We start from the raw sequence: 19661 nt of genomic DNA on the forward strand, positions 1-19661 counted from the left end.
AAGCTATTTACTTTTCCCGAAAAAAGGCAGATTTTAGCGGGAAACCGACCCTGACCATGAAATCGTTGTGCTTCTTCTTTCTGATGCTGCTGGCGTCTCCGCTCCTGGCGCAGCCGTCTTCCCCTGTAGGCATCCAGCTGTACACGTTCCGCGAACAGTTCAAGGCCGACGTGCCCGGTACGCTGGCGAAGGTCCGGGCGATGGGCTTCCGCGAGGTCGAAACGGCGGGAACGTTCGGGTTGCCGGTGGCTGAATTCCGGAAGCTGCTGGACCAGAGCGGCCTGAAAGTAATCGGCAGCAGCGCGGAATTTGCGGATCTGGAACGCAATGTCCCGGCCGTCATCCAGCAGGCGAAGGCGCTGGGAGCGAAGTACGTCACCTGTTTCTGGATTCCGCATAACGGCGATACGTTTACCAAACAGGACGCCGACCGGGCCGTCGAGACGTTCAATACCGCCGGGCGGCTCCTGCGCGACAACGGCCTTTCGCTCTGTTATCACCTGCACGGCTACGAGTTTCAGAAGTTCGAGAACCGCTCGTTCTTTGAATATTTTGTGGAGCAGTTCGATCCCAAATACGTCAATTTTGAAATGGATGTCTTTTGGGTGAAACACCCCGGACAGGACCCCATCGTGCTGCTGCAAAACTACCCCAAACGCTTTCCGCTCGTTCACCTGAAAGACCGTCGGCCCGGCACCCCCGGCAACGCCACCGGTCAGGCGGATGTAGAGACGAACGTCGTGCTCGGTCAGGGCGACATCGGCATCAGCGACATCATGAAAGCGGCCCGTAAGGCCGGGGTGAAGCATTTTTTCATCGAAGATGAGTCCTCGCGTTCGCTGGAGCAGGTGCCGCAGAGTGTGGCGTTCCTGCGGACGGTGATGTAAGCCCAAACCGTCATGGCAACGTTCCGGAAGTTTCTGCCCGGCTTCAGGGCCATCTGTCTCACCATCGGAATCCTCGACGTGCTGATGGCCGGAAGCCTTTTTGCGAAGGGACTGATGGTCAGTATGGCCGAATTCAGAGTGCCGCAGCCTACGCTCGATTCCCCGCACTACCACAACGCCATTGAGTGGGTCTACACGCACATGATCGTGCTGGGGCTGGTCCTGATTGTGCTGGGTCTGTATGGCGAAGGGCAGCGGTTCAGGCGCTGGATGGCAAGGCTGCTGTTTGTCGTTCACGCCTATTACACCTACCTCGATTTCCGTTATTCCGATTCAGCGCTGGGCAACGGCCTTTACCAGGGCCCGGCTTCGGTTTTTCCGGCCCTTTTCGGCTTGTTTGCCACGCTGCTTTTTCTGCGGCTGGTAATCTGGGAAGATGAGCCCGTGGAGAAACGGGAGCGTGTCACAGCTTAACGTCAGGCTACCGCTGGGTTGCGGTGATTGGGAAATAACGGGACGGAAGAATAAGTACTTATATGGTCGTTGCTAATGGACAAAATACCGAATTCATCACGGACCGTTTGCTGTATCAATTCCTCAATTGAGAGTTTGAATTCGGGTGGCTTGCTGCCTACTTTCATTTTGATGGCAATCTCAAAAAAACTGACCTGCGAAACCCATATTTCGTTTGTTCCATCTTCTATAATCAACCGAACCCGTTCCGGCAGCAGCGTAGGGTCTTTCTGGAACCAGAGCAACACCTGGGTATCAATTAAGTAGGCAGGCATAGGCAGATTACATGTAATCCTTTAAATCATCCAGAGGCTCGTTAAAGTCATTCGGCACGTGGATTTGGCCTTTCAGGGAGCCTCCAACGCGCCTTGCAGGCTTTTCAACTTCTTCCAGAAACGTAACCATGACTTTTACTTTTTTTGCGTTGGCGGCGTTTCGGTCCATTGAATCTGGCCATTCTCGTAGATGCCCGCGGTGGTTGTCAGCATGGTTTTCGCTTTTACCGTTTACCTAAATATAACGGATACGGGCTTATTTTGTGCCTTTTAGACTCGTTTGAGAAACCGAATCCGCACGCACCCGCCGCGCTCGCAGAAACCGCTTGAGCTCGCTTTCCTCAAAATTCGGAGCGGCGGGGTCCATGCTGCTGACGCGGATTTTGCCGGAGGCGTGAATAAACTCGTTGTTGCCGATCCACATTCCGACGTGCACCACGCGCTCGGGCTTGTCGGCCGTGGCCGGTTCGCCGAAAAAGAGCAGGTCGCCGGGGCGCAGGCTGGCGAAGGTTTTGCCCGGCGTTTCGACGGTTTCGCCTTCGTGAACCTGTTGCGAGGCGTCGCGCGAAAGCGTCTGCCCGTTCAGGAAGTAGACCGTTTTGGTGAAGCCGCTGCAATCCATGCCTTTGACGGACGTGCCGCCCCAGAGGTAGGGAATGCCCATGAGCCGTTTGGCCGTGCTCACCAGCGCCTCCTCGGTGGGTCGGGCGGTCTTCAGCCAGTCGGCGTACCGCTTCGCTTCCGCTTTCGCGACGTAACCGCTGCGCCCGTCGGGGTACCGCACCCGGAAAAACCGCTTTTCTTCCTTCTCCAGAACGAGCCGATTGCCCGCTACCAGATCCGAAACCGTCTGGGAAGCCGTGCTGGGTTCGGAATAGCAGAAGCCGAACGGACTTGTGTAAATGATCTTTTCGGCCTGTTCCCAACGGTCAAAATTGGCTTTTTTCATGCGTTGCAGCCCGCCGAAGTCCACCCAGGCAATGTAGCGGTCGGGCGTTTGTACCAGATACCAGCCCCGTTCCTTGTCCCAGACCCGCAGCGGCATGCCGAGCAGGGCCTGCGTCGCCAGTTCGGCGGCCTCGCGCGGATTGGAGCGGAGGTTGGCTACCGAATTGTTGACGATGGCGTAGGTTTCTTCGCCCAGCACCGCCGCGGGCAGCACGTCGATGTGGTCCTGAACCAAAAGGCCTTGGGCCGAAAGGCGGGCCAGCAAGGTCTGGCGGGCTTCCGGCAGATTCGTTTTCCCCGTCAGCCGCCCCGCCGAATCGGCAGAAATCTGGAAGATGGCGACCCGTTTATCCGGCGCGTACTGCTGCCGGACGGTTTCGATGGTGCCGGAAATCGACTGGGTAAAGCCTGCCAGGGGAAAAAGAAAGGCGACGAAAAGGGAGACGAAGCGTGTCATGGAATAGGCAAAATAAAGGGCAAAAATAAGCGGAGTCCGGAAGAATTGCACCATCGGGAGCCGGACGGCAAAAAAGAAGGCAGAGCGCCCTTGCGAACGCTCTGCCTATTGATGTTGTGGATAGAATGAAAAAGTGCCTAAAAGTAGGATTTCTGGTTATATCGGCAAGCCCGTTGGCTAAAAACAGGAATTATTTTTTCGCCGTGAACTTGATCGTCAGCTCTTCGTTCGTGTCCGAATCCTTGCTGCTGAGGTTGAAAATGATGTTTGAGCCGTCGGCATCACCAATCCGTTCGCCTTCCAGGAACAGGCCGTACACCTTGCCGACCTTCTTTACTTCCAGGTCTTCCAGATCGAACTCCAGGTCTTCCGAATCTTCCATTTTGAGATTGAAAGCCAGGTCCACCTTGTCGGTGCCGGTCGCTTTCAGAACGGTCGTGCCCGCAGCGACCGTCTTGCCGTTCTGCACCTGCGGCAACGTAGGCAGGTTGTAGTCTTCGCCGTTGATTGTCAGGTAGAACGATGTAAGTTTGTACGATCCGGCGACCGTGGCGGCGGCTCCTTTGCTGCTGTTGGTCGGGGTCTCGGTTTCGGGTTCCGGCGTAACGTCAGCTTCTTTTTTGCAGGCCGTAAGCGAGGCGAGAATGAGCAGGAATGCGATTAACTTTTTCATAGCATTTGTTGTGTGTGATAGTTTGTGTTTGATTAACGATACAAAGCTATCACCACCCTGCCCGGCGGCCAATCGGACCCTGCGTGAGTCGTTTATTTTACCGGTTTAAGTGTATCATACGGAACCTGAAACCGGGACAGGTCCGGCTTGCGCGACCGCTTCCGTTTGACTTCCGCATCGTAGATCACCCGGCCCAGATTGGCCATAAACGGAAAGCCAACCGAGTCGTAATCGTATTTGTCGTCGTTGAAAACGCCGTCCGAATTGCAGGAAATAACGGCCGCGAGCATGAACTCGACGCCTTTGTCGAAATCCACAATGTACGCATTGTCAATAAGATAGCCGTAGGCGTCGCCCACTTTGTTGAAAATCCGAAGCCCTTTCGGAAAGGGTCTTTTGTTGTCGCCGGTCAGCAGAAACTTGCAGTAGCTGTCGTAGTAGGTTGAGTCGTATTTCGGGAAGGTTGTTTCGCGCGGAAGCTGGGACAGGTACTGGTAAAGAAACCGGTAATCGGCCTCGGTGAGGTTGAAACGGCGGCCGGCCGGCACGGATTCCGGAAAGAGCACGGCCTTCAGCATCTCCTGCTGCTCTTCGAGGGCGAAGTAGTTTTTGTCGGTAAAATCGAACGGCTGCCGAACGAGCGAATCGCCCCGCAGGTAGCCGATGCCCCGTCTGATGGGGGCCTGTGGCCGGTACACCTTGTCGCAAACCTGCGCGGACTGGCTGTAGACGGGCCTGTTGTCTTTCCCCAGAAAGCGAACGGGGTTGGTATGCCGGTTCTGGTCGGGCGTCATCGGCAGCGACAGCCGGTGGACGATGCGCAGATCTTTGTAGCCTTTATGGTACAGCCGCTCGTTAAAATCACACTGGCCGATGAATTCATAAAGTCGGTTAAAGGCGTCGTTGTCGCTGACGAGCAGGATTTTTTTGCTGTAATGCGCCACGGAAGGCAAGCCGCTGGCCGCGGTCGGGTCGGTCCGGACGGCGGTCTGGCGGGCAAAGGCCGAGTCGGTCAGCATGGGCGAGAACTTGTCTAGGCCCGGTTTTTTCAGCTCATTCAGTTTTTCCAAAGCCAGCAGCACGGCCGGAAATTTGACGGTACTGGCCGGGTAGAAATACCGGTTTTTATCCACCTTATACCGAAACGTTTTGAACGAAGGCCGGTTCTGCGCGTCGCGGTCGATGCGGGTGTACAGAATCTGCACATCGTACTTGTCGGGTTGTTTCAGCACCGTGCCGAACAATTCCGGGCTGGCCCGGAGGATATCTTCCAGCGACCGTTCTTTCTGGGCAAAAGCGCCCGTCCGGACCGTAAAAAGAAGGAGTAGACAGACAAGCAGACTGGCAGGTTGTGGCTTTCTAAAATAAATATTAGCAAAATATTGACTCATTTGTCAGACAAGTATTTATTTGTGTCAACCCCGTAACTCAACGTCACCGTACCGCATGAAAACCTCGCTTAACACCCTGCTCAAGGGTGAATACCTGATTGTCCAGCAGTCAGGCGGCTACACGCAACTTACCAAAAAAGCCTGGCCGGTCAAACTCATTGTCGCCCGCACCGATGCCCGCCGTCCCTGCCAGCCGGGTTATTCCATCAGCTCCGCGTTCATCCACAACCAGCGCATCCAGCTGAACATCGATCTCTACCGCCACCCCGACGTTCCCGACCGCTTTGAGTTTGCGCTCGATGGCGCTTTCTACAGCCTCCAGGTGGGGGCCGGTGCCGCCGACATCAGCGCGATTGACTGACCGTTTGCGCAAACCGGCCGACCGCCGTTCCCAGCCGACCGAGATCGTCCGGCGTATGCAGGGCGCTGATAACCAGGCGCGTATTGGGCTTGTCGGCGGGTGTTGGATAGGCGAACTGGTAGATGAGAATGTCGTCGTCCAGCAGACTGGGATACAGCCCGTCGTGCGGGGTGTAAAAGACCGGATAACCGGGAATATGCGCAAAAAGGCCGGTTGTGTCGAGCAGCGACTCCGCCCGTCGGATGTTTTCATTCAGCCGGCCATAGGCGTTCCGGTACAGGTCTTCCGCCCGGACAAAAGCCGCCAGATAAGCGGGCGAAATGGGCGAACAGGCCCCAAAAAACGCCGTGTGCCGGATCGCCGCCAGCGTTTCGGAATCGCCCAGCACCACGCCGCCGGGTAGCCCCAGGGCTTTCGCCAGCGAAGCCGTTATGAGAAGCCGCACGTTTTCCCGCTTCGGAACCAGGGCGGCAATGCCGCTGCCGTCCGGCCCGATGACGCCTAGTCCGTGCGAATCGTCCACCAGCAGCGTGATCTGCCGGTCGGCGGGGAGGTGGGCTACCCAGTCGAACGGGTAGGCTTCCGACCGCACGGCATCCAGCGAGTTGAGGGCGATGACCAGGTGTTCGCCCGCCGCCTCGACCAGCCGGGGCACCTGGGCCGTCCATTCGCCGAAGGAGAGCCGGGGCAACTGCGTCCGGGCGTCCTGCCAGATGGCCGGGTGGGCGCCGGGCGCATACAGAAAGCCGTAGCCTTCGGCCCGCAGATACTGGACCACGACCTGCCCGGCCATCATGCCCGACGACATGGTCAGGGCGGTTTCCAGCCCCGCAAACCGGGCCAGCTTTTCCTCCGCTTCTTCGTAGATGCCGAGTCGCAGATTCCCGTTGCGCGACGAGCCGAAAACGGTGCCGTACCGCTCCATGCTTTCGGCGAGCAGCGCCCGGAAGGCCGGGTTCTGCGCGATGCCGAGGTAGGCCGTGCCGCTGAAGAAAAGGTGCTCCCGCCCGTCGAACTGGATGGTGCGGCCGGGAAGGTGATCAATGGTGTACATCTGAACTTGGATTACGCTGATTAACGGATTGACTTTGATGGTTGCAGGCGAATGGGTGCCTGATCTCGGAGGCAGGTGCGGCCTGAAAAGCGGAGCATCCTGGTAAATCCGTTAATCCGTGGAATCCCGGTTCAGACGGGCGCCGGTGCCGTTTTCCGCCGCGTAAATTACCCGGCCGAAATCGAACGTCACGCCGGTGGCCGGGTCGTTGGTGATGAGCAGCGTGCCGTCCATGTCCACGTAGTCCAGCAGCGGGAGCAGTTGACCGATGGCCGAAATGCCGACGCTGGTTTCGTTCATGCAGCCGACCATGACCGTCATGCCGTGCCGCCGGGCAGCCGCAATCATGCGCCGGGCGGGAGTGAGGCCGCCGCACTTGGTCAGTTTGATGTTGATGCCGTGAAAATAGCCCGCGCACTTGTCCACGTCGCTTTCCACAATGCAGCTTTCATCGGCCAGGACGGGCAACGCACTTTCGGCATAAACCCGTTTCATACCGTCCCAATCGGTGGCTTTCAGCGGCTGTTCGATGAATTCGACACCCAGTTTTTTCAGTTCAGGGGCGAACGCGATAGTCTGTTCGGCTGTCCAGGCGCAGTTGGCGTCGACGCGGAAAGTGGCGTCCGTATGGCGGCGGAGTTCGCGGATGATGGCCAGGTCGTCGGACGTCCCGAGCTTGATTTTGTACAGCGGCCAGGGCAGTTCCTGCATTTTGGACACCATTGTTTCGACCGTGTCGATGCCGATGGTGTAGTTAGTCATCGGAAGGTGGTCCGGCGAAAGTCCCCAGCGTTCGTAAAGCTTTCTGCCTTCGCGTTTGGCGACGAGGTCGTGGGCGGCTTCGTCCAGCGCGCACTGGGCAAACGGGTTGTCCTTCAGATGGGGATGCGCCAGGTCCCAGAGGCTTTCGGCCGTTTTCCAGTCGTCGGACTCGATCAGCGGACGGAGGGCTTCGAGGGCCGCCACCATGCTGTCGAGGGTAATGCCGTAATATTTATTGGAAGTCGCTTCGCCAAAACCCCGGAAATGGCCGTCCTGCAACTCGACAACCAGCGTCGGCTGCACGTCGCGGGAGTCGTGGGCGATGGTAAAGGTGTGTTTTAGGCGAAGGTCGAAGCGGTGGAAAAAAAGGCGCATGGCGGGTTGGTGTTCGCAGATTTCGCGGAAAATTACAGGTTATTTGCCAGACGAACCAACGAGACTTTGTTTTCCAGACTTGATACGTTGAAGTTGATGAGGAAGCCGAGCTTTTTTTCGGTCAGTTTCAAATACGTTAAAAGTTGTTTGTAATGAACGTCGGTCAGGCTTTCGACGGATTTGACTTCGATGATGACACGCTCCTCGACCAGGATGTCCAGCCGGAATCCGATGTCAAACCGGAGGCTGTCGTAATGCATGGGAATGCCAGCCTGGGTGCGGATTTTCAAGCCGGATTTTTGTAATTCGTAAGTCAGGGCGGCTTCGTAAACAGATTCCAGAAGGCCGGGACCTAAGTGGGAATGTACTTTGAACGCCGCGCCCCGGATGAGATAGGAGAGTTCGTTTAGTGTTTTTTCGGTGGGCATGGGAAATGATTTTAAAGTCTGAGCTTTTGTTTTTCTCGCAGATTCTCGCTGATTTCTAGGGCGCAGATTCTCGCTGATTTCAAGGCGCAAATTCTTCTGCGAAAATCTGCGCCTTGAAATCAGCGAGAATCTGCGAGGAACAACCAACCCGTAAGACGACCCGCTTCCCCAAAAGTAACCGAACCAAATAAGTCACCTTCCCGTTACCCAAGCGCCCGGTCAACCCTTGTTTATGCGCTTCCTTTTACCGTTCCTTTTTCTTGTTTGCCTGACAAAAGCCGCCGCTCAGCCGCTCCTGGTCGCGCCCACCGATTCCACCGTTCACCTCGACGGCCTGCTGAACGAGTCTGTCTGGCGGCGCGCTCAGGTAGCGACCGACTTTACGCTGAATTTCCCCAACGATACCGCCCGGGCCTATAACTCCACCGAAGTCCGCCTGACCTACGACCAGCGCCACCTCTACATCGCCGTGATCTGTTACGACCGCGACCCGCAGAAACGCTACATCGTCCGCTCGCTCCGCCGCGATTACGACTGGGACACCAACGACAACATTTCCATCTACATCGACCCCTTCGGCGACCGCACCAACGGCTTTACGTTCCAGTTTACGCCCCTGGGCGTCGAGCGCGAAGGGCAGATGTTCAACGGCGAGGAGGTGGCGTCAGAGTGGGACAACAAGTGGCGTTCGGTGGTTCGCCGCTTCCCCGACCGCTGGCAAGGCGAAATGATGATTCCGTTTACGTCGCTGCGTTTCAAAAAAGGCGCTCAGCAGTTTCTGATGAATTTCGCCCGCAACGACGTGAAGAACAACCAGCGGAGTGCGTGGCGGCGGGTGCCGATTGCCTACAGCGTCTCGGCCCTATCGTTTGCCGATACGGTCCGGTTTGCCACGCCGCTCCCGCATCCGGGGGCCAATATCTCGCTGATTCCGTACGTCACCGGCCGCGGAACGGACATTTACAGCCGCACCGCTACGGGTCAGCCGCTGCGCAACGCGGACGGCCGCTACCGCACGCGGGAATTCGGCTCAGACGTCGGGTTCGATGCCAAAGTCGCCATCACGCCTTCCCTGAACCTCGACCTGACCGTCAACCCCGATTTTTCGCAGGTGGAAGTGGACCAGCAGGTGACGAACCTGAATCGGTTTGAGCTGTTTTTTCCGGAACGGCGGCAGTTTTTTCTGGAAAACAACGACCTCTTCGCCAACCTCGGCTTCGAGCAGACGCGCCCGTTTTTCTCCCGCCGCATCGGCATCGGCCGCGACACCACAACGGGCCTGATTGTCCAGAACCCGATCCTGTACGGAGCCCGGTTGAGTGGAAAAATTGACAAGGCCTGGCGAATTGGGCTGCTCAACACCCGGACCGCCCGGCAGGCCGACCGGGGCATTGCGGCCCAGAACTACACGGTGGCGATTGTGCAGCGGCAGGTTTTTGCCCGTTCCAATGCGGTGGCATTCGTCGTAGACCGGCAGGGTGGGGGCGGGGCGAGCCCGTTTACGCGGGTGGCGGGCGGGGAATTCAACCTGCTGACCGAAGACAACCGCTGGTCGGGGAAGGTGTGGCTGCACAAGGCTTTCCGGGCCGACATCCGCAACAGCCGTCCCTACGAAACCGCTGCGCACGGCCTGTTTCTGAACTACACCACCGAAAACTGGGAGCTGGAGTGGGCGCACGAATACGTGGGACGCGACTACCGCATCAACGACGTGGGTTTTGTCGCTCGCGCCGGGCAGTGGGGCTTTTTTCCGAAAGCTTCCTATAAATTTTACACGAAGCGGCCGGGGCACCCCATCGTCAGCCACGGACCGGGCACCGAGGCGCGCATTTATTACGGTCTGAACGGCCGGCTTTACGACCGCGAACTGGATTTTTTCTATGACGTGACGCTCCGGAACACAACCCAATTCGGGATCGGCCACTATAATTATTACACCTACCTGTTTGCCCCTTTCGACCCGACCAATTCCGGCGGCCGCCCGCTTCCGTCGAGCACGTCCTACCGGTCACGCGGCGCGTTCTGGTTCTTCAGCTCCGACCGGCGCCGACTGCTGACGCTGAACGTGGAGGGCTGGACGGGGACGTATTTTCGCGGAACGAATTTCAATCTGGTGCCGGTGCTGAGCTACCGGTTTCAGCCCTACGGCTCGCTGGCGGTGGCGGCCGAGTACAACAACATCCGGCAGCCGGAGCCGTACCATTCGCGGGCGTTCTGGCTGGTGGGCCCGCGGCTGGACCTGTCGTTCACCCGTTCGCTTTTCGTGACCACCTGGCTGCAATACAACGAGCAGGCCCGCAACGTGAACCTGAACAGCCGTTTGCAGTGGCGTTTCAAGCCCGTCTCGGACCTGTTTATCGTGTACACGGAGAACTATTTGCCGCCCGCCTTGCCGGTGAAAAACCGGGCGCTGGTGGTGAAGTTGTCGTATTGGTTGAATGTGTGAGGTTCACTTCTCAGAGAGCTGTTTCTCGTAGATTAACGCGGATTTCTAACGCAGATTTTCGCAGAAAAAATCAGTGAAAATCTGCGTTAGAAATCCGCGTTAATCTGCGAGAGATACTATCAAACATAGCCTGAAGATACGCAAAAGCCAGCAAAATGAAGGTTCTTCATTGGCACAAACTCCGTCAAACTGCCTTCGCCGCGTACCGCACCCCCCGCGCGGCCACGCCCAGCGCCACGGCCATCACGCCGCCGCAGAGGAGGCCAATCGTCGGGGCGCTCAGGTGCATCTGGGCCTGACCGGACGTATACGCGCCGATGATGTCGCAGAGGTTGACCAGCGCCATGTAGGTCGTAAACTGGGAGCCTTCGACGTGGCGGCGGCAGAGGGCCATCAGCAGCGGCATGCTCGCCACGCTGAAGATCGGGTCCATCAGCGTCCAGAGGACCAGAATGCTGCGCGACAGCGTCGGGTCGGTCCAGTACGGACTCAGGAGGTTGAAGACGAAATAACTCAGGCAGTTGAATACCATCACGACCAGCAGTAAACGCGCCGGTCCGAAGCGGTCGGCCAGCACGCCGCCGGTGAGTACCACGGCCAGAATAATCCCGGTGCCGAGCGTTCCCTGCAGAACCGAAACGTCGGTGTCGGCCCAGCCCAGCCGGCTGATGAGGTGATACGAATACGCTCGGTTGAAGACACTCACGCAGGCATAATAGGCCAGCATCGGCAGAAACAGCAGCAGGCTCCGGCGGGTCGTCAGGCCCCGGAACAGTTCGCGGAAAAGCCAGTTCAGGGCGTGGTTCTGCCGGATGCTCCGCGGACGCACCACCGCATCCGGCGACGAAGGGACCGGCCGCGCCTGCGTCGGCAGCAGGGCGTCGTCGGACTGCTCCTTGATGAAAAACGTCAACACCGTAAACGCCAGCAGCAGGGCCGACTGCACGGCCGCCGCAAACGTAAACCCTTCGTTCCGCATCAGGTACGAAAGCAGCGCCGCCCCCAGCGAAATGCCCGACAGAAAGCCGCCCCGCATGAAGGCGTTGATCCGACCCCGCTCGCGTTCCGGAATCACCGAAATTGCCAGAGCATCCACGCTGGCATCCTGAACCGACGCAAAAACGCTGTGGATGAAAAGAACGACCGACAGCATTCCGATCTGCCGTACCGGGTCGTCCACCAGCAGAATGCCCAGCGAGGCCAGAAAGGCCAGAAACTGCGCCAGCAGCACCCACGGCCGCCGCTCGCCCATCGCCGACCCCTGATATTTGTCGATGACCGGCCCCCACACGAACTGAATCGCCCACGGAAAGCCCACCACCGCCGCAAACTGCCCAACCGCCGCCGAAGTAAGTCCTTTCGCTGTCAAATAATTAGCCAGGGCATACAGCGCAAAACCGGCCGGAATGCCCTGCATGACGTACAGGTAAAAAAATGTGACGTAGCGCAACGGGCGGCTGTCGCGGAGACTGAGTGGATAGGGACGGGTTGCCGGGAGGGAAGCCTGCATGAACGGATGTGGATTATGTCGCAAAAACGATTTGTTCGGAAAATGTTTTGCCCCAGAGAATAAATTCCTGTTAACGACACTGTTAAATGATTGTGTTTTTGCGGGTAAAGCGTCAGCCGTGATTGGTTGTTCTTTATTTTTCCAGTAAAAATGTAGCCGATGAACACCCTCGCCCCGCCCGAAAATCCACACCGCCTGTCCGCCGACGAACTAGAGCGAACTCTGCAAACAGCTCCGCATACCGGGCTGACCACCGACGAAGCCCGCCGCCGCCTCGACGAACTAGGTCCGAATGCTCTGCCCGAAGCGGAACGCGAAAGTGCCCTGGCGATTCTGCTGAGGCAGTTTACCGGTATCATTGTCTACGTGCTCGCCGGGGCGGCGGCCATTTCGTTTTTTCTCGGCGATACAGTCGAAGGGTACGCCATCATCGCCGTCCTGCTCATCAACGCCGCTACGGGTTTTATTCTGGAATGGAACGCGTCGCAGTCGATGGACGCGCTTCGCAAAATGGACACGGCCCCGGCACGGGTGCTGCGCGACGGTCGGGCGCAGGAGATTTCATCGGAGGAGGTCACGCTCGGCGATATCCTGCTGGTGGAAGCGGGCGATGTGGTGGCTGCCGACGCGAGCCTGTTCGCCTTCAACCAGTTGGAAGTGGATGAGTCGGCGCTGACGGGCGAATCGCTGCCAGTGCCCAAGAATACCGATCTGCCGCCGGACGATGCCCCGCTGGCCGAGCAGCACAACCGGCTGTTCAAAGGGACGGCTGTCACGGCGGGCAACGGGCGGGCCATCATCACCGGCATCGGGGCCGGTACGGAGTTGGGCAAAATTGCCGCCCTCGTCGAGAGTGCCGAGCGGACGGCGACCCCGCTGGAAGCCAAACTCGACGCGCTGGCGAAACGGCTGATCTGGATTACGGTCGGACTGGCCGTGCTTTTTCTGATTGCGGGACTGATTCGGGGCGAAGAGGTCCGGCGGTTGGTCGAAACGGCCATTGCGCTGGCGATTGCGGCCATTCCGGAAGGCATGTCGGTGGTCGCCACCATTGCACTGGCGTACGGAATGCTGCGGCTGGCCCGCAAAAAAGTCATCGTTAAGCGGCTTTCGGCGGTGGAAACGCTGGGCGGGACGGACGTTATCTTTACCGACAAAACCGGCACGCTGACCCTCAACCGCATTCAGGTGAACCGGGTGCAACTGCCCGAAGCCGCCGCCGAAGTGCGCGTGGAAGAGCGGGCGGAAGCCCTCACGGTGCTCAACGGCGACGAAGCCATTGCAGGGCACGACCTTTTCGACAGGCTGGTGCAGGTCGGCGTGCTTTGCAACAACGCGAGTTACGAACCGGCCGAAGAAAAAGAGGTCGGCGACCCGGTCGAAGTCTCGCTGCTGAAATTTGCCCTGGCGGCGGGCGTCGATCCAGAGCAGGTAAACGGGCAGTTTCCGCGCCGGGCCGAAAAAGCCTTCAGTTCCGAAACCCGCATCATGGGCACGCTGCACGAAACCGGCGGGCGGTATTTTGTGGCCGTCAAAGGCGCGGTGGAGGAAGTGCTGGCCCGCTGCGCGCCGAATGGGAAATCCGTGGATGAGTTTGTGGCGATTTCCGAGCAGTTATCGGCCGAAGGACTGCGGACGCTGGCGTTTGCCTACCGCGAAACCGACGAGCGCCTGGCCGACGATTTTGCCGATAAAGATCTGACCTACCTCGGCCTGATCGGCTTTCTGGACCCGCCCCGCACGGAAGTGACGCCCGCCCTAGAAGCCTGCCGCCGCGCCGGTATCAAAGTCATCATGGTGACCGGCGACCACCCGGCCACGGCCCTGACCATCGCTTCCAAAGTGAAACTCATTGAACCCGGCGAGGAAATGGCGCTGACGGGCCGCGACCTCAAACCGCTCACCGAACTTTCCGCACAGGAAAAAGAACACATTCTGCGGTGCCGGGTTTTCGCGCGGGTGAGTCCGGGGCAGAAACTGGACATGATCGACCTCTACCAGCAGGACGGCCACATCGTCGGCATGACGGGCGACGGCGTCAACGACGCCCCGGCGCTGAAAAAGTCCGACATCGGCATTGCGATGGGCCTGCGGGGCACGCAGGTCGCCGCCGAAACGGCCGATATGGTGCTCAAGGACGATTCGTTTACGTCCATTGTCCGGGCCATTGCGCAGGGGCGGGTCATTTTTGAGAATATCCGGAAGTTCATCCTGTTCCTGCTTTCGTGCAACCTGAGTGAGGTGTTTGTGGTCACATTCGCCGGATTCCTGAACGTCGGAACGCCGCTGCTGCCGCTGCAGATTCTGTTCATCAACATCGTGACGGACGTTTTTCCGGCTCTGGCGCTGGGCGTCGGGCGGGAGAACGAGGCGCTCATGCACCGTCCGCCCCGCGACCCCAAACTGCCGCTGCTGTCGAACCGGGACTGGCGGGAGATCGGCGGCTATGCCCTGGTGATGACGGTCTCCGTGCTGGCGGCGTTCTGGTACGCCACCCGGCAACTGGGCATGGATGGCACGACGGGCAACACCATTACGTTTTACGCCCTGTCGCTGGCGCAGCTACTGCACGTCTTCAACCTGCACTCCGAGCGGTCTTTTTTCCGGAACGAAATCACCCGCAACCGGTTCATCTGGCTGGCTCTGGGGCTGTGCATCGGCATTTTGCTGCTGACGTATTACGTCCCCGTGCTGCGCGACGTGCTGTCGATTCAGCCCCTGAACGGGCCGGCGCTGGAACTGATTGGGGCGGCGGGGATCGTGCCGCTGCTGGTGGTTCAGGTGGCCCGGATGGTCAGGGGAAACACATAAGCCTGTCCGTAAACTTAATCCGGACGGTCAGACCGATTGTCCGGCTTTTCCGTATCTTGCCTTATGACCATTCCTCCGCTCGACCTCATCCTGCTTCTCGGTGCCATTCAGGGTTTGATCCTGGCCGGTATGCTGTGGTTCAGTCGGGGCGGCAACCGGCTTTCCAACCGGCTGCTGGGCACGCTGATCGGCTTTCTGGCGCTGATGAGCTTTGCGGTCGGCGTACCGGTGAACAACGTTTACCTCAGCCATTTCATCGATCTGGCTCCGCTGTTCAACGCCATGCCGCTGGGGCCGCTGATCTACTTCTACACCCGGTCCGTGCTCGATCCGACTTTTCGCCTCGGGAAAGCCGAACGGCGGCATTTTTACCCCGTCGTGCTGGACTGGGGCGCGCCCCTGATCGGCTGGACGTTTATCTTCGGACTGCTGCTGCGCAAGTTTCCGATGCAGGACGGGCCTTCGTGGGGCAACGTCATGACGGAATACAACATGTACGTCGATATTCCGCGCTGGGTCTCGATGACGGTCTATCTGGTGCTGGCCTGGCGCTGGCTGGCCCGGAAAGCGCCGGAAAGGCGCGAAGGCGATGAAGAGGCGCGCCGGAACATCCGGTGGCTGCGTCAGGCGCTGACGGGTCTGCTGCTTTTTCAGGCGATCTGGCTGGTCCATCTGGTGCCGTACATTCTTCCGGGGACGCGGTCGGCCCTGCTCGACAGCGTGGGCTGGTACCCGCTGTACATTCCCATCGCGATTCTGATTTACTGGATGGGCCTGAAAGGATACCTGCACGCCCGCCGCCATCCGGTCGAAAAGCCGTCCCGGAAAACTGTCGCCACGACTTTGCCGCCTGAACAGGTGGACAAAACGGTCGGGCAGCTGCAGAACGCCATGCAGTCGGAGCGGCTTTACCTGGACCCGGAACTGACCGTCGAGAAGGTGGCCAGAACGCTGCAACTGCCTCCCAAAACGGTGTCGTTCGTCCTCAACCAGCACCTTCGGAAGAGCTTCAACACGTTTGTCAACGAGTACCGGGTCGAGGCCGTCAAGCAGCGGCTGGCGACTTCGGCCAGCGAACACCTGACGCTGACGGGCATCGCCTTCGAGTGCGGTTTTAATTCGCAGGCCACGTTTCAGCGGGTGTTCAAGCAGATGACGGGCGTGTCGCCCAGAGAATTTGCCGAATCTGCCCCCGGAAATACCTCTCAAATCCGGATTTGAGCAGACCGATGGGCCGTTTTTCGCCTGTTTTGTGCAAAAAACAACGCTTTATGAAATGGCTCATCTGCCTGCTGTTCCTGCTTCCGCTGGGAAGCCATGCTCAATCCGGAACCGACCCGCTCTCCACCCGCATCCTGCAACCCGCCGACATGCAGGCCGATTTCCGGTATCTGCGCCGGCTACTGGAGGAAACGCATCCGGGCCTGTACCGGTATACGCCGAAAGCCGCCATGCAGGCCCGTCTGGACAGCCTCGACCGCAGCCTGGACCAGCCGCAGCCTTTTTACCGCTTTTTCAAAACGGTTTCGGCGCTGATGGCCGACATCCGCTGCGCCCACACGCACGCCCTGCCGTCCAAAAACTGGCTGGAGCAGTTTAACCGAAACCTGAAAACGATTCCGTTTTTCCTGTTTCCGTTCGAAAAGCGTTCCTATGTGCTCTTTAACGGCACGTCGGACAAGACCATCCAGCCGGGTTTTGAAGTGCTGAGCATCAACGGGCAGCCGATGGATGAGATTCGGCAGCAGGTGTATCGGTACTACTGGACCGACGGCTCCATCGAAGCGTCGAGGTCGTCGGCGCTGCGCGGGGAGCTGTTCTCCCTGTTTTATTACTGGTACCTCGGCCAGCCCGAAACGTATTCCTTCACGTTCAGAAGCCTGACGGGCGATACGGTACGGTTCGAGGCCCCGGCCAAACCATTCCGGTCCTGGCTTCGGGACGTTAAGAAGAATCCCGTCAACAAACAGATGCTGGCCTGGTATAATAAAAAGAAGCCGAAGCATCCCTGGCGGCTTTCCTTTCCGGAAGATATTCCCCAGACCGCCTACCTGCGCTTCGATGGATTTGGGGGATACGGGGCGTCGAACGGTGAACAGGCCGTCAGCACCTTCCGGAAATTTATGGACGAAAGCCTCGAAAAAATGGCAAAAAAGGACGTCCGAAACCTGATCGTCGATCTTAGGGACAACCGGGGCGGCTGGGACAGCCAGGGAATCGAGCTGTTTACCTACCTGGCCAAAGGCGATTCGGCCGTGCCGTATTACACCCGGCAGCACAGCGTGACCGACAGCAGCGAGTTTCTGAAATTCTCGGACCTGTCGGAAGAGGACCGGAAAAATGTGAAGAATGAACTCATTCCCGAACCCGACGGGACCTTCACCCTCAAGCAGGGCAGCGATACCCGCGAGCCGAAACGCTACGAGCCGAAACCGAACCGGTTCCGGGGCAAGGTGTACATCCTGATGAACGGCCAGAGCGTATCGACCGCCTCCGAGTTTCTGGCCGTGGCCCACGCCAACCGGGTCGGCGTCTTTATCGGGGAAGAATCCGGCGGGGCCTACGAAGGCGGCAACGGCAGCAGTTTCATCAATCTCGAACTGCCGAAATCGGGCATTCAGGTCAGTACGCCGCTGGTGTATTACCGCAACGCCGTGCCCGAACCGGCGCAGCCGGGGCGCGGAACGTTTCCGGATCATGCCGTGCCGACCACGATAGTCAACCTGCTCGAACACCGCGACGCACAGGGGGAATTCGTGAAAAAGCTGATTTTGAAGCCGGAAACCGGAACAACCACGGTGCAAAACCGTTGAAACGGTTACGGCGGCTGGTTTGTCGTCTGTGAACCCGCCGTTGAAACGGCGGGCTTTGTCCATCGATGAACCGAAAAAAAGATGAATCAATTTCTGTTGTACGGGGCCAACGGCTACACCGCCGGGCTGATTATCGAGCAGGCCGCGTCGTTTGGCCTGACGCCCGTGCTGGCGGGCCGCAGTGAGGAGAAAATCCGGCCCCTCGCCGAAAAGCACGGTCTCTCGTACCGCCTCGCCGACCTGACCGACGCGGCCGCCCTCGACCGGGCGCTGGACGGCCTGCCCGTCGTGCTGCACTGCGCCGGACCGTTTTCGCGCACGGCGGCCCCCATGCAGGAAGCCTGTCTGCGGACGGGCACCCACTACCTCGACATCACGGGCGAAATCGCCGTGTTCGAAACGGGCGCGGCCCTCGACGCCCGGGCCCGGGAGCGGAACGTGATGCTGATGTCGGGCGTGGGCTTCGATGTGGTGCCGACCGACTGCTCGGCCCGTTTTCTGAAGGACCAACTCCCCGACGCCACGCATTTGCAGCTGGCTTTCGCCAACGTCGGCGGCTCGGTCTCGCACGGCACGGCCCTGACGGCGGTCGAAAACCTGGGTTCGGGTGGGTTTGTGCGGGAGGCCGGCGTGCTCAAGCCCGTTTCCAATGCCGAAAAAGTGATCGAGGTCACCTTCGCCGGGGGCCGAAAGCTCTACTGCATGACCATTCCGTGGGCCGATCTGGCAACGGCTTACCGCACGACCGGCATTCCCAACATCGAAACGTTTATGGCCGCGCCCCAGGCGCAGATTCTGGGAGCCAAAGCCCTGAACTGGCTCGGCCCCCTTCTGAAAACGCCGCGGGTTCAGAACTTTATCCGAAACCGCATCGACAGGGCGCTGACCGGACCGGGAGCCGAAGCCCGTCAAAAAGCCCGGACGCTGGTCTGGGGTCGGGTGTGGAATGCCGCGGGCGACTCGGTCGTGACGCGGCTGGAAGGGCCGGACGGGTATCACCTGACCGCCCGGACGGCGCTGAACATCACGCAGAAAGTGCTTCAGGGCAACGTTAAAGCGGGTTTTCAGACGCCTGCGGGTTTATACGGCGCCGACCTGATTCTGGAAATCGAGGGCGTCCGGCGGGTATAAGGACAAGCTGAGGAAACCAAAATGACCTGGGCGGGCGTTAGTAGCCCTATGAAGCAACTGATCTGTGGCCTGCTGCTGCTGGTCGCGACGTCCGGGTGGGCGCAAACCAGCGGTGAGGCCTTCTACCAGAAGTACGAAAGCGTCCTGCAAAATCGATTTGGCAACGTAGCCACCCGAAAAGAGCTTTTGTACCTGCTTGAAAGCATCATCGACCACCGGCATCTCGAAGTCGATTACAACCAGTATTTCCGGCCGGTACGCACGCCGCTGGCCCACCACCTGCACCAGCAGCAACCCGCCCTCAGTCTGGCGCATTGGAAATCCGCCCTGGTTTACCCGCTGCTGCGGTTTGTGCTGACCAAAACGACGCCGGTTCCGGACCGCGCCGCGGGCAATTCGGCCGGACAAAAGCTGGCCGCCGGGGCGTTTGCCTATCTGGGCGTGCCGTACGGATCACCCACCTTCAACCGCCAGACCAACCGCGGAACCCTCGACTGCTCGGGCCTCGTCCGCTACGTCATGGAAGACATCGGGTTACCTTACCGGGGCGGGAATGGCTCCCGGGCGGTGGCCGGACTGGTTTCCAGCCCGGATTTTAAAACCGTCACCGGAGACCCGCAGCCCGGCGATCTGCTGGTTCGCAAACACAAGAACAACCAGTGGTCGCATGTCGGCATTTACGTGGGCGACCGGCAGCTGATCGAAGCGCCGTACAGCGGGACGGTGGTCCGGACGACGCCTTACCAGGCCGGGAAATGGCACCGGATTCTGCGCTACGCCCGGCCCTGACGGCCGCGTCCGTAACTTTCCCGGGGCCTCGGCAGTT

At 59.2% G+C, this 19661-nt stretch carries 18 protein-coding genes; 9 read left to right on the top strand and 9 right to left on the bottom strand.

Annotated elements, in window-relative coordinates; genetic code table 11:
* The first annotated feature begins 56 nt into the window (after window positions 1-56).
* A complete protein-coding gene (locus ORG26_RS16770; protein ID WP_266363775.1) occupies window positions 57-887 on the top strand; it encodes a sugar phosphate isomerase/epimerase family protein in 831 nt (276 codons plus the stop codon).
* Window positions 888-899: 12 nt separating this feature from the next.
* Window positions 900-1361 (top strand): hypothetical protein, encoded by a 462-nt coding sequence (locus tag ORG26_RS16775; protein ID WP_266363777.1) that lies wholly within the window; start codon window positions 900-902, stop codon window positions 1359-1361.
* A gap of 2 nt (window positions 1362-1363) precedes the next feature.
* Here ORG26_RS16775 and ORG26_RS16780 read toward each other — a convergent pair whose 3' ends face one another.
* The 5 genes from ORG26_RS16780 to ORG26_RS16800 all read right to left on the bottom strand — a co-directional run bounded on the left by ORG26_RS16780 (window position 1364) and on the right by ORG26_RS16800 (window position 5144).
* Window positions 1364-1675, bottom strand: a complete 312-nt coding sequence (locus tag ORG26_RS16780; RefSeq protein WP_266363779.1) for a type II toxin-antitoxin system VapC family toxin — start codon at window positions 1673-1675, stop codon at window positions 1364-1366.
* A 7-nt stretch (window positions 1676-1682) separates the two neighbouring features.
* A complete protein-coding gene (locus ORG26_RS16785; protein WP_266363781.1) occupies window positions 1683-1844 on the bottom strand; it encodes a DUF2281 domain-containing protein in 162 nt (53 codons plus the stop codon).
* Window positions 1845-1931: 87 nt separating this feature from the next.
* Window positions 1932-3080, bottom strand: a complete 1149-nt coding sequence (locus ORG26_RS16790) for a C40 family peptidase (RefSeq protein ID WP_266363783.1) — start codon at window positions 3078-3080, stop codon at window positions 1932-1934.
* Between the two features lie 190 nt (window positions 3081-3270).
* Window positions 3271-3753 (bottom strand): hypothetical protein, encoded by a 483-nt coding sequence (locus ORG26_RS16795; protein WP_266363785.1) that lies wholly within the window; start codon window positions 3751-3753, stop codon window positions 3271-3273.
* A gap of 92 nt (window positions 3754-3845) precedes the next feature.
* Window positions 3846-5144, bottom strand: coding sequence for a serine hydrolase (locus ORG26_RS16800; RefSeq protein WP_266363786.1), 1299 nt, complete (start codon window positions 5142-5144; stop codon window positions 3846-3848).
* A 55-nt stretch (window positions 5145-5199) separates the two neighbouring features.
* Between ORG26_RS16800 and ORG26_RS16805 the strand changes: the two genes are divergently transcribed.
* On the top strand, window positions 5200-5505 hold the full coding sequence (locus ORG26_RS16805) for a hypothetical protein (RefSeq protein ID WP_266363788.1): 306 nt from the start codon (window positions 5200-5202) through the stop codon (window positions 5503-5505).
* On the opposite strand, the gene ORG26_RS16810 is transcribed toward ORG26_RS16805, so the two are convergent.
* From ORG26_RS16810 to ORG26_RS16820, 3 genes are all read right to left on the bottom strand, one after another.
* Window positions 5489-6559 (bottom strand): aminotransferase class I/II-fold pyridoxal phosphate-dependent enzyme, encoded by a 1071-nt coding sequence (locus tag ORG26_RS16810; RefSeq protein WP_266363790.1) that lies wholly within the window; start codon window positions 6557-6559, stop codon window positions 5489-5491. The genes ORG26_RS16805 and ORG26_RS16810 overlap by 17 nt on opposite strands.
* 111 nt (window positions 6560-6670) lie before the next feature.
* Window positions 6671-7696 carry a dipeptide epimerase gene (locus ORG26_RS16815; RefSeq protein ID WP_266363792.1) on the bottom strand — a complete coding sequence of 342 codons (1026 nt, stop codon included), beginning with the start codon at window positions 7694-7696 and terminating at the stop codon, window positions 6671-6673.
* A 32-nt stretch (window positions 7697-7728) separates the two neighbouring features.
* The gene (locus ORG26_RS16820; protein WP_266363794.1) at window positions 7729-8124 is read right to left on the bottom strand and encodes a GxxExxY protein; all 396 of its coding nucleotides are present in this window, start codon (window positions 8122-8124) and stop codon (window positions 7729-7731) included.
* 232 nt (window positions 8125-8356) lie between these two features.
* Here ORG26_RS16820 and ORG26_RS16825 point away from each other — a divergent pair, with 232 nt between their 5' ends.
* Window positions 8357-10570, top strand: coding sequence for a DUF5916 domain-containing protein (locus ORG26_RS16825; protein ID WP_266363796.1), 2214 nt, complete (start codon window positions 8357-8359; stop codon window positions 10568-10570).
* Window positions 10571-10754: 184 nt separating this feature from the next.
* Here ORG26_RS16825 and ORG26_RS16830 read toward each other — a convergent pair whose 3' ends face one another.
* Window positions 10755-12080 (bottom strand): MFS transporter, encoded by a 1326-nt coding sequence (locus tag ORG26_RS16830; RefSeq protein ID WP_266363797.1) that lies wholly within the window; start codon window positions 12078-12080, stop codon window positions 10755-10757.
* Window positions 12081-12239: 159 nt separating this feature from the next.
* On the opposite strand from ORG26_RS16830, the gene ORG26_RS16835 reads away from it, so the two are divergent.
* The 5 genes from ORG26_RS16835 (at window position 12240) to ORG26_RS16855 (ending at window position 19624) form a co-directional block, all read left to right on the top strand.
* Window positions 12240-14891 carry a cation-translocating P-type ATPase gene (locus ORG26_RS16835; RefSeq protein WP_266363799.1) on the top strand — a complete coding sequence of 884 codons (2652 nt, stop codon included), beginning with the start codon at window positions 12240-12242 and terminating at the stop codon, window positions 14889-14891.
* 63 nt (window positions 14892-14954) lie between these two features.
* Window positions 14955-16112, top strand: a complete 1158-nt coding sequence (locus ORG26_RS16840; RefSeq protein WP_266363801.1) for a helix-turn-helix domain-containing protein — start codon at window positions 14955-14957, stop codon at window positions 16110-16112.
* Window positions 16113-16162: 50 nt separating this feature from the next.
* The gene (locus ORG26_RS16845) at window positions 16163-17704 is read left to right on the top strand and encodes a S41 family peptidase (RefSeq protein ID WP_266363803.1); all 1542 of its coding nucleotides are present in this window, start codon (window positions 16163-16165) and stop codon (window positions 17702-17704) included.
* Window positions 17705-17785: 81 nt separating this feature from the next.
* A complete protein-coding gene (locus ORG26_RS16850) occupies window positions 17786-18835 on the top strand; it encodes a saccharopine dehydrogenase family protein (protein WP_266363805.1) in 1050 nt (349 codons plus the stop codon).
* 48 nt (window positions 18836-18883) lie between these two features.
* Window positions 18884-19624, top strand: a complete 741-nt coding sequence (locus ORG26_RS16855) for a C40 family peptidase (protein ID WP_266363807.1) — start codon at window positions 18884-18886, stop codon at window positions 19622-19624.
* Window positions 19625-19661 lie beyond the last annotated feature (37 nt).

This window comes from Tellurirhabdus rosea, assembly GCF_026278345.1.
Lineage (GTDB): Bacteria > Bacteroidota > Bacteroidia > Cytophagales > Spirosomataceae > Tellurirhabdus > Tellurirhabdus rosea.

Bases quoted from the DNA above. Each gene is read 5' to 3' on its own strand.
- ORG26_RS16770 (WP_266363775.1), top strand. From the start codon at position 57: ATGAAATCGTTGTGCTTCTTCTTTCTGATGCTGCTGGCGTCTCCGCTC.
- ORG26_RS16775 (WP_266363777.1), top strand. From the start codon at position 900: ATGGCAACGTTCCGGAAGTTTCTGCCCGGCTTCAGGGCCATCTGTCTC.
- ORG26_RS16780 (WP_266363779.1), bottom strand. From the start codon at position 1,675: ATGCCTGCCTACTTAATTGATACCCAGGTGTTGCTCTGGTTCCAGAAA.
- ORG26_RS16785 (WP_266363781.1), bottom strand. From the start codon at position 1,844: ATGGACCGAAACGCCGCCAACGCAAAAAAAGTAAAAGTCATGGTTACG.
- ORG26_RS16790 (WP_266363783.1), bottom strand. From the start codon at position 3,080: ATGACACGCTTCGTCTCCCTTTTCGTCGCCTTTCTTTTTCCCCTGGCA.
- ORG26_RS16795 (WP_266363785.1), bottom strand. From the start codon at position 3,753: ATGAAAAAGTTAATCGCATTCCTGCTCATTCTCGCCTCGCTTACGGCC.
- ORG26_RS16800 (WP_266363786.1), bottom strand. From the start codon at position 5,144: ATGAGTCAATATTTTGCTAATATTTATTTTAGAAAGCCACAACCTGCC.
- ORG26_RS16805 (WP_266363788.1), top strand. From the start codon at position 5,200: ATGAAAACCTCGCTTAACACCCTGCTCAAGGGTGAATACCTGATTGTC.
- ORG26_RS16810 (WP_266363790.1), bottom strand. From the start codon at position 6,559: ATGTACACCATTGATCACCTTCCCGGCCGCACCATCCAGTTCGACGGG.
- ORG26_RS16815 (WP_266363792.1), bottom strand. From the start codon at position 7,696: ATGCGCCTTTTTTTCCACCGCTTCGACCTTCGCCTAAAACACACCTTT.
- ORG26_RS16820 (WP_266363794.1), bottom strand. From the start codon at position 8,124: ATGCCCACCGAAAAAACACTAAACGAACTCTCCTATCTCATCCGGGGC.
- ORG26_RS16825 (WP_266363796.1), top strand. From the start codon at position 8,357: ATGCGCTTCCTTTTACCGTTCCTTTTTCTTGTTTGCCTGACAAAAGCC.
- ORG26_RS16830 (WP_266363797.1), bottom strand. From the start codon at position 12,080: ATGCAGGCTTCCCTCCCGGCAACCCGTCCCTATCCACTCAGTCTCCGC.
- ORG26_RS16835 (WP_266363799.1), top strand. From the start codon at position 12,240: ATGAACACCCTCGCCCCGCCCGAAAATCCACACCGCCTGTCCGCCGAC.
- ORG26_RS16840 (WP_266363801.1), top strand. From the start codon at position 14,955: ATGACCATTCCTCCGCTCGACCTCATCCTGCTTCTCGGTGCCATTCAG.
- ORG26_RS16845 (WP_266363803.1), top strand. From the start codon at position 16,163: ATGAAATGGCTCATCTGCCTGCTGTTCCTGCTTCCGCTGGGAAGCCAT.
- ORG26_RS16850 (WP_266363805.1), top strand. From the start codon at position 17,786: ATGAATCAATTTCTGTTGTACGGGGCCAACGGCTACACCGCCGGGCTG.
- ORG26_RS16855 (WP_266363807.1), top strand. From the start codon at position 18,884: ATGAAGCAACTGATCTGTGGCCTGCTGCTGCTGGTCGCGACGTCCGGG.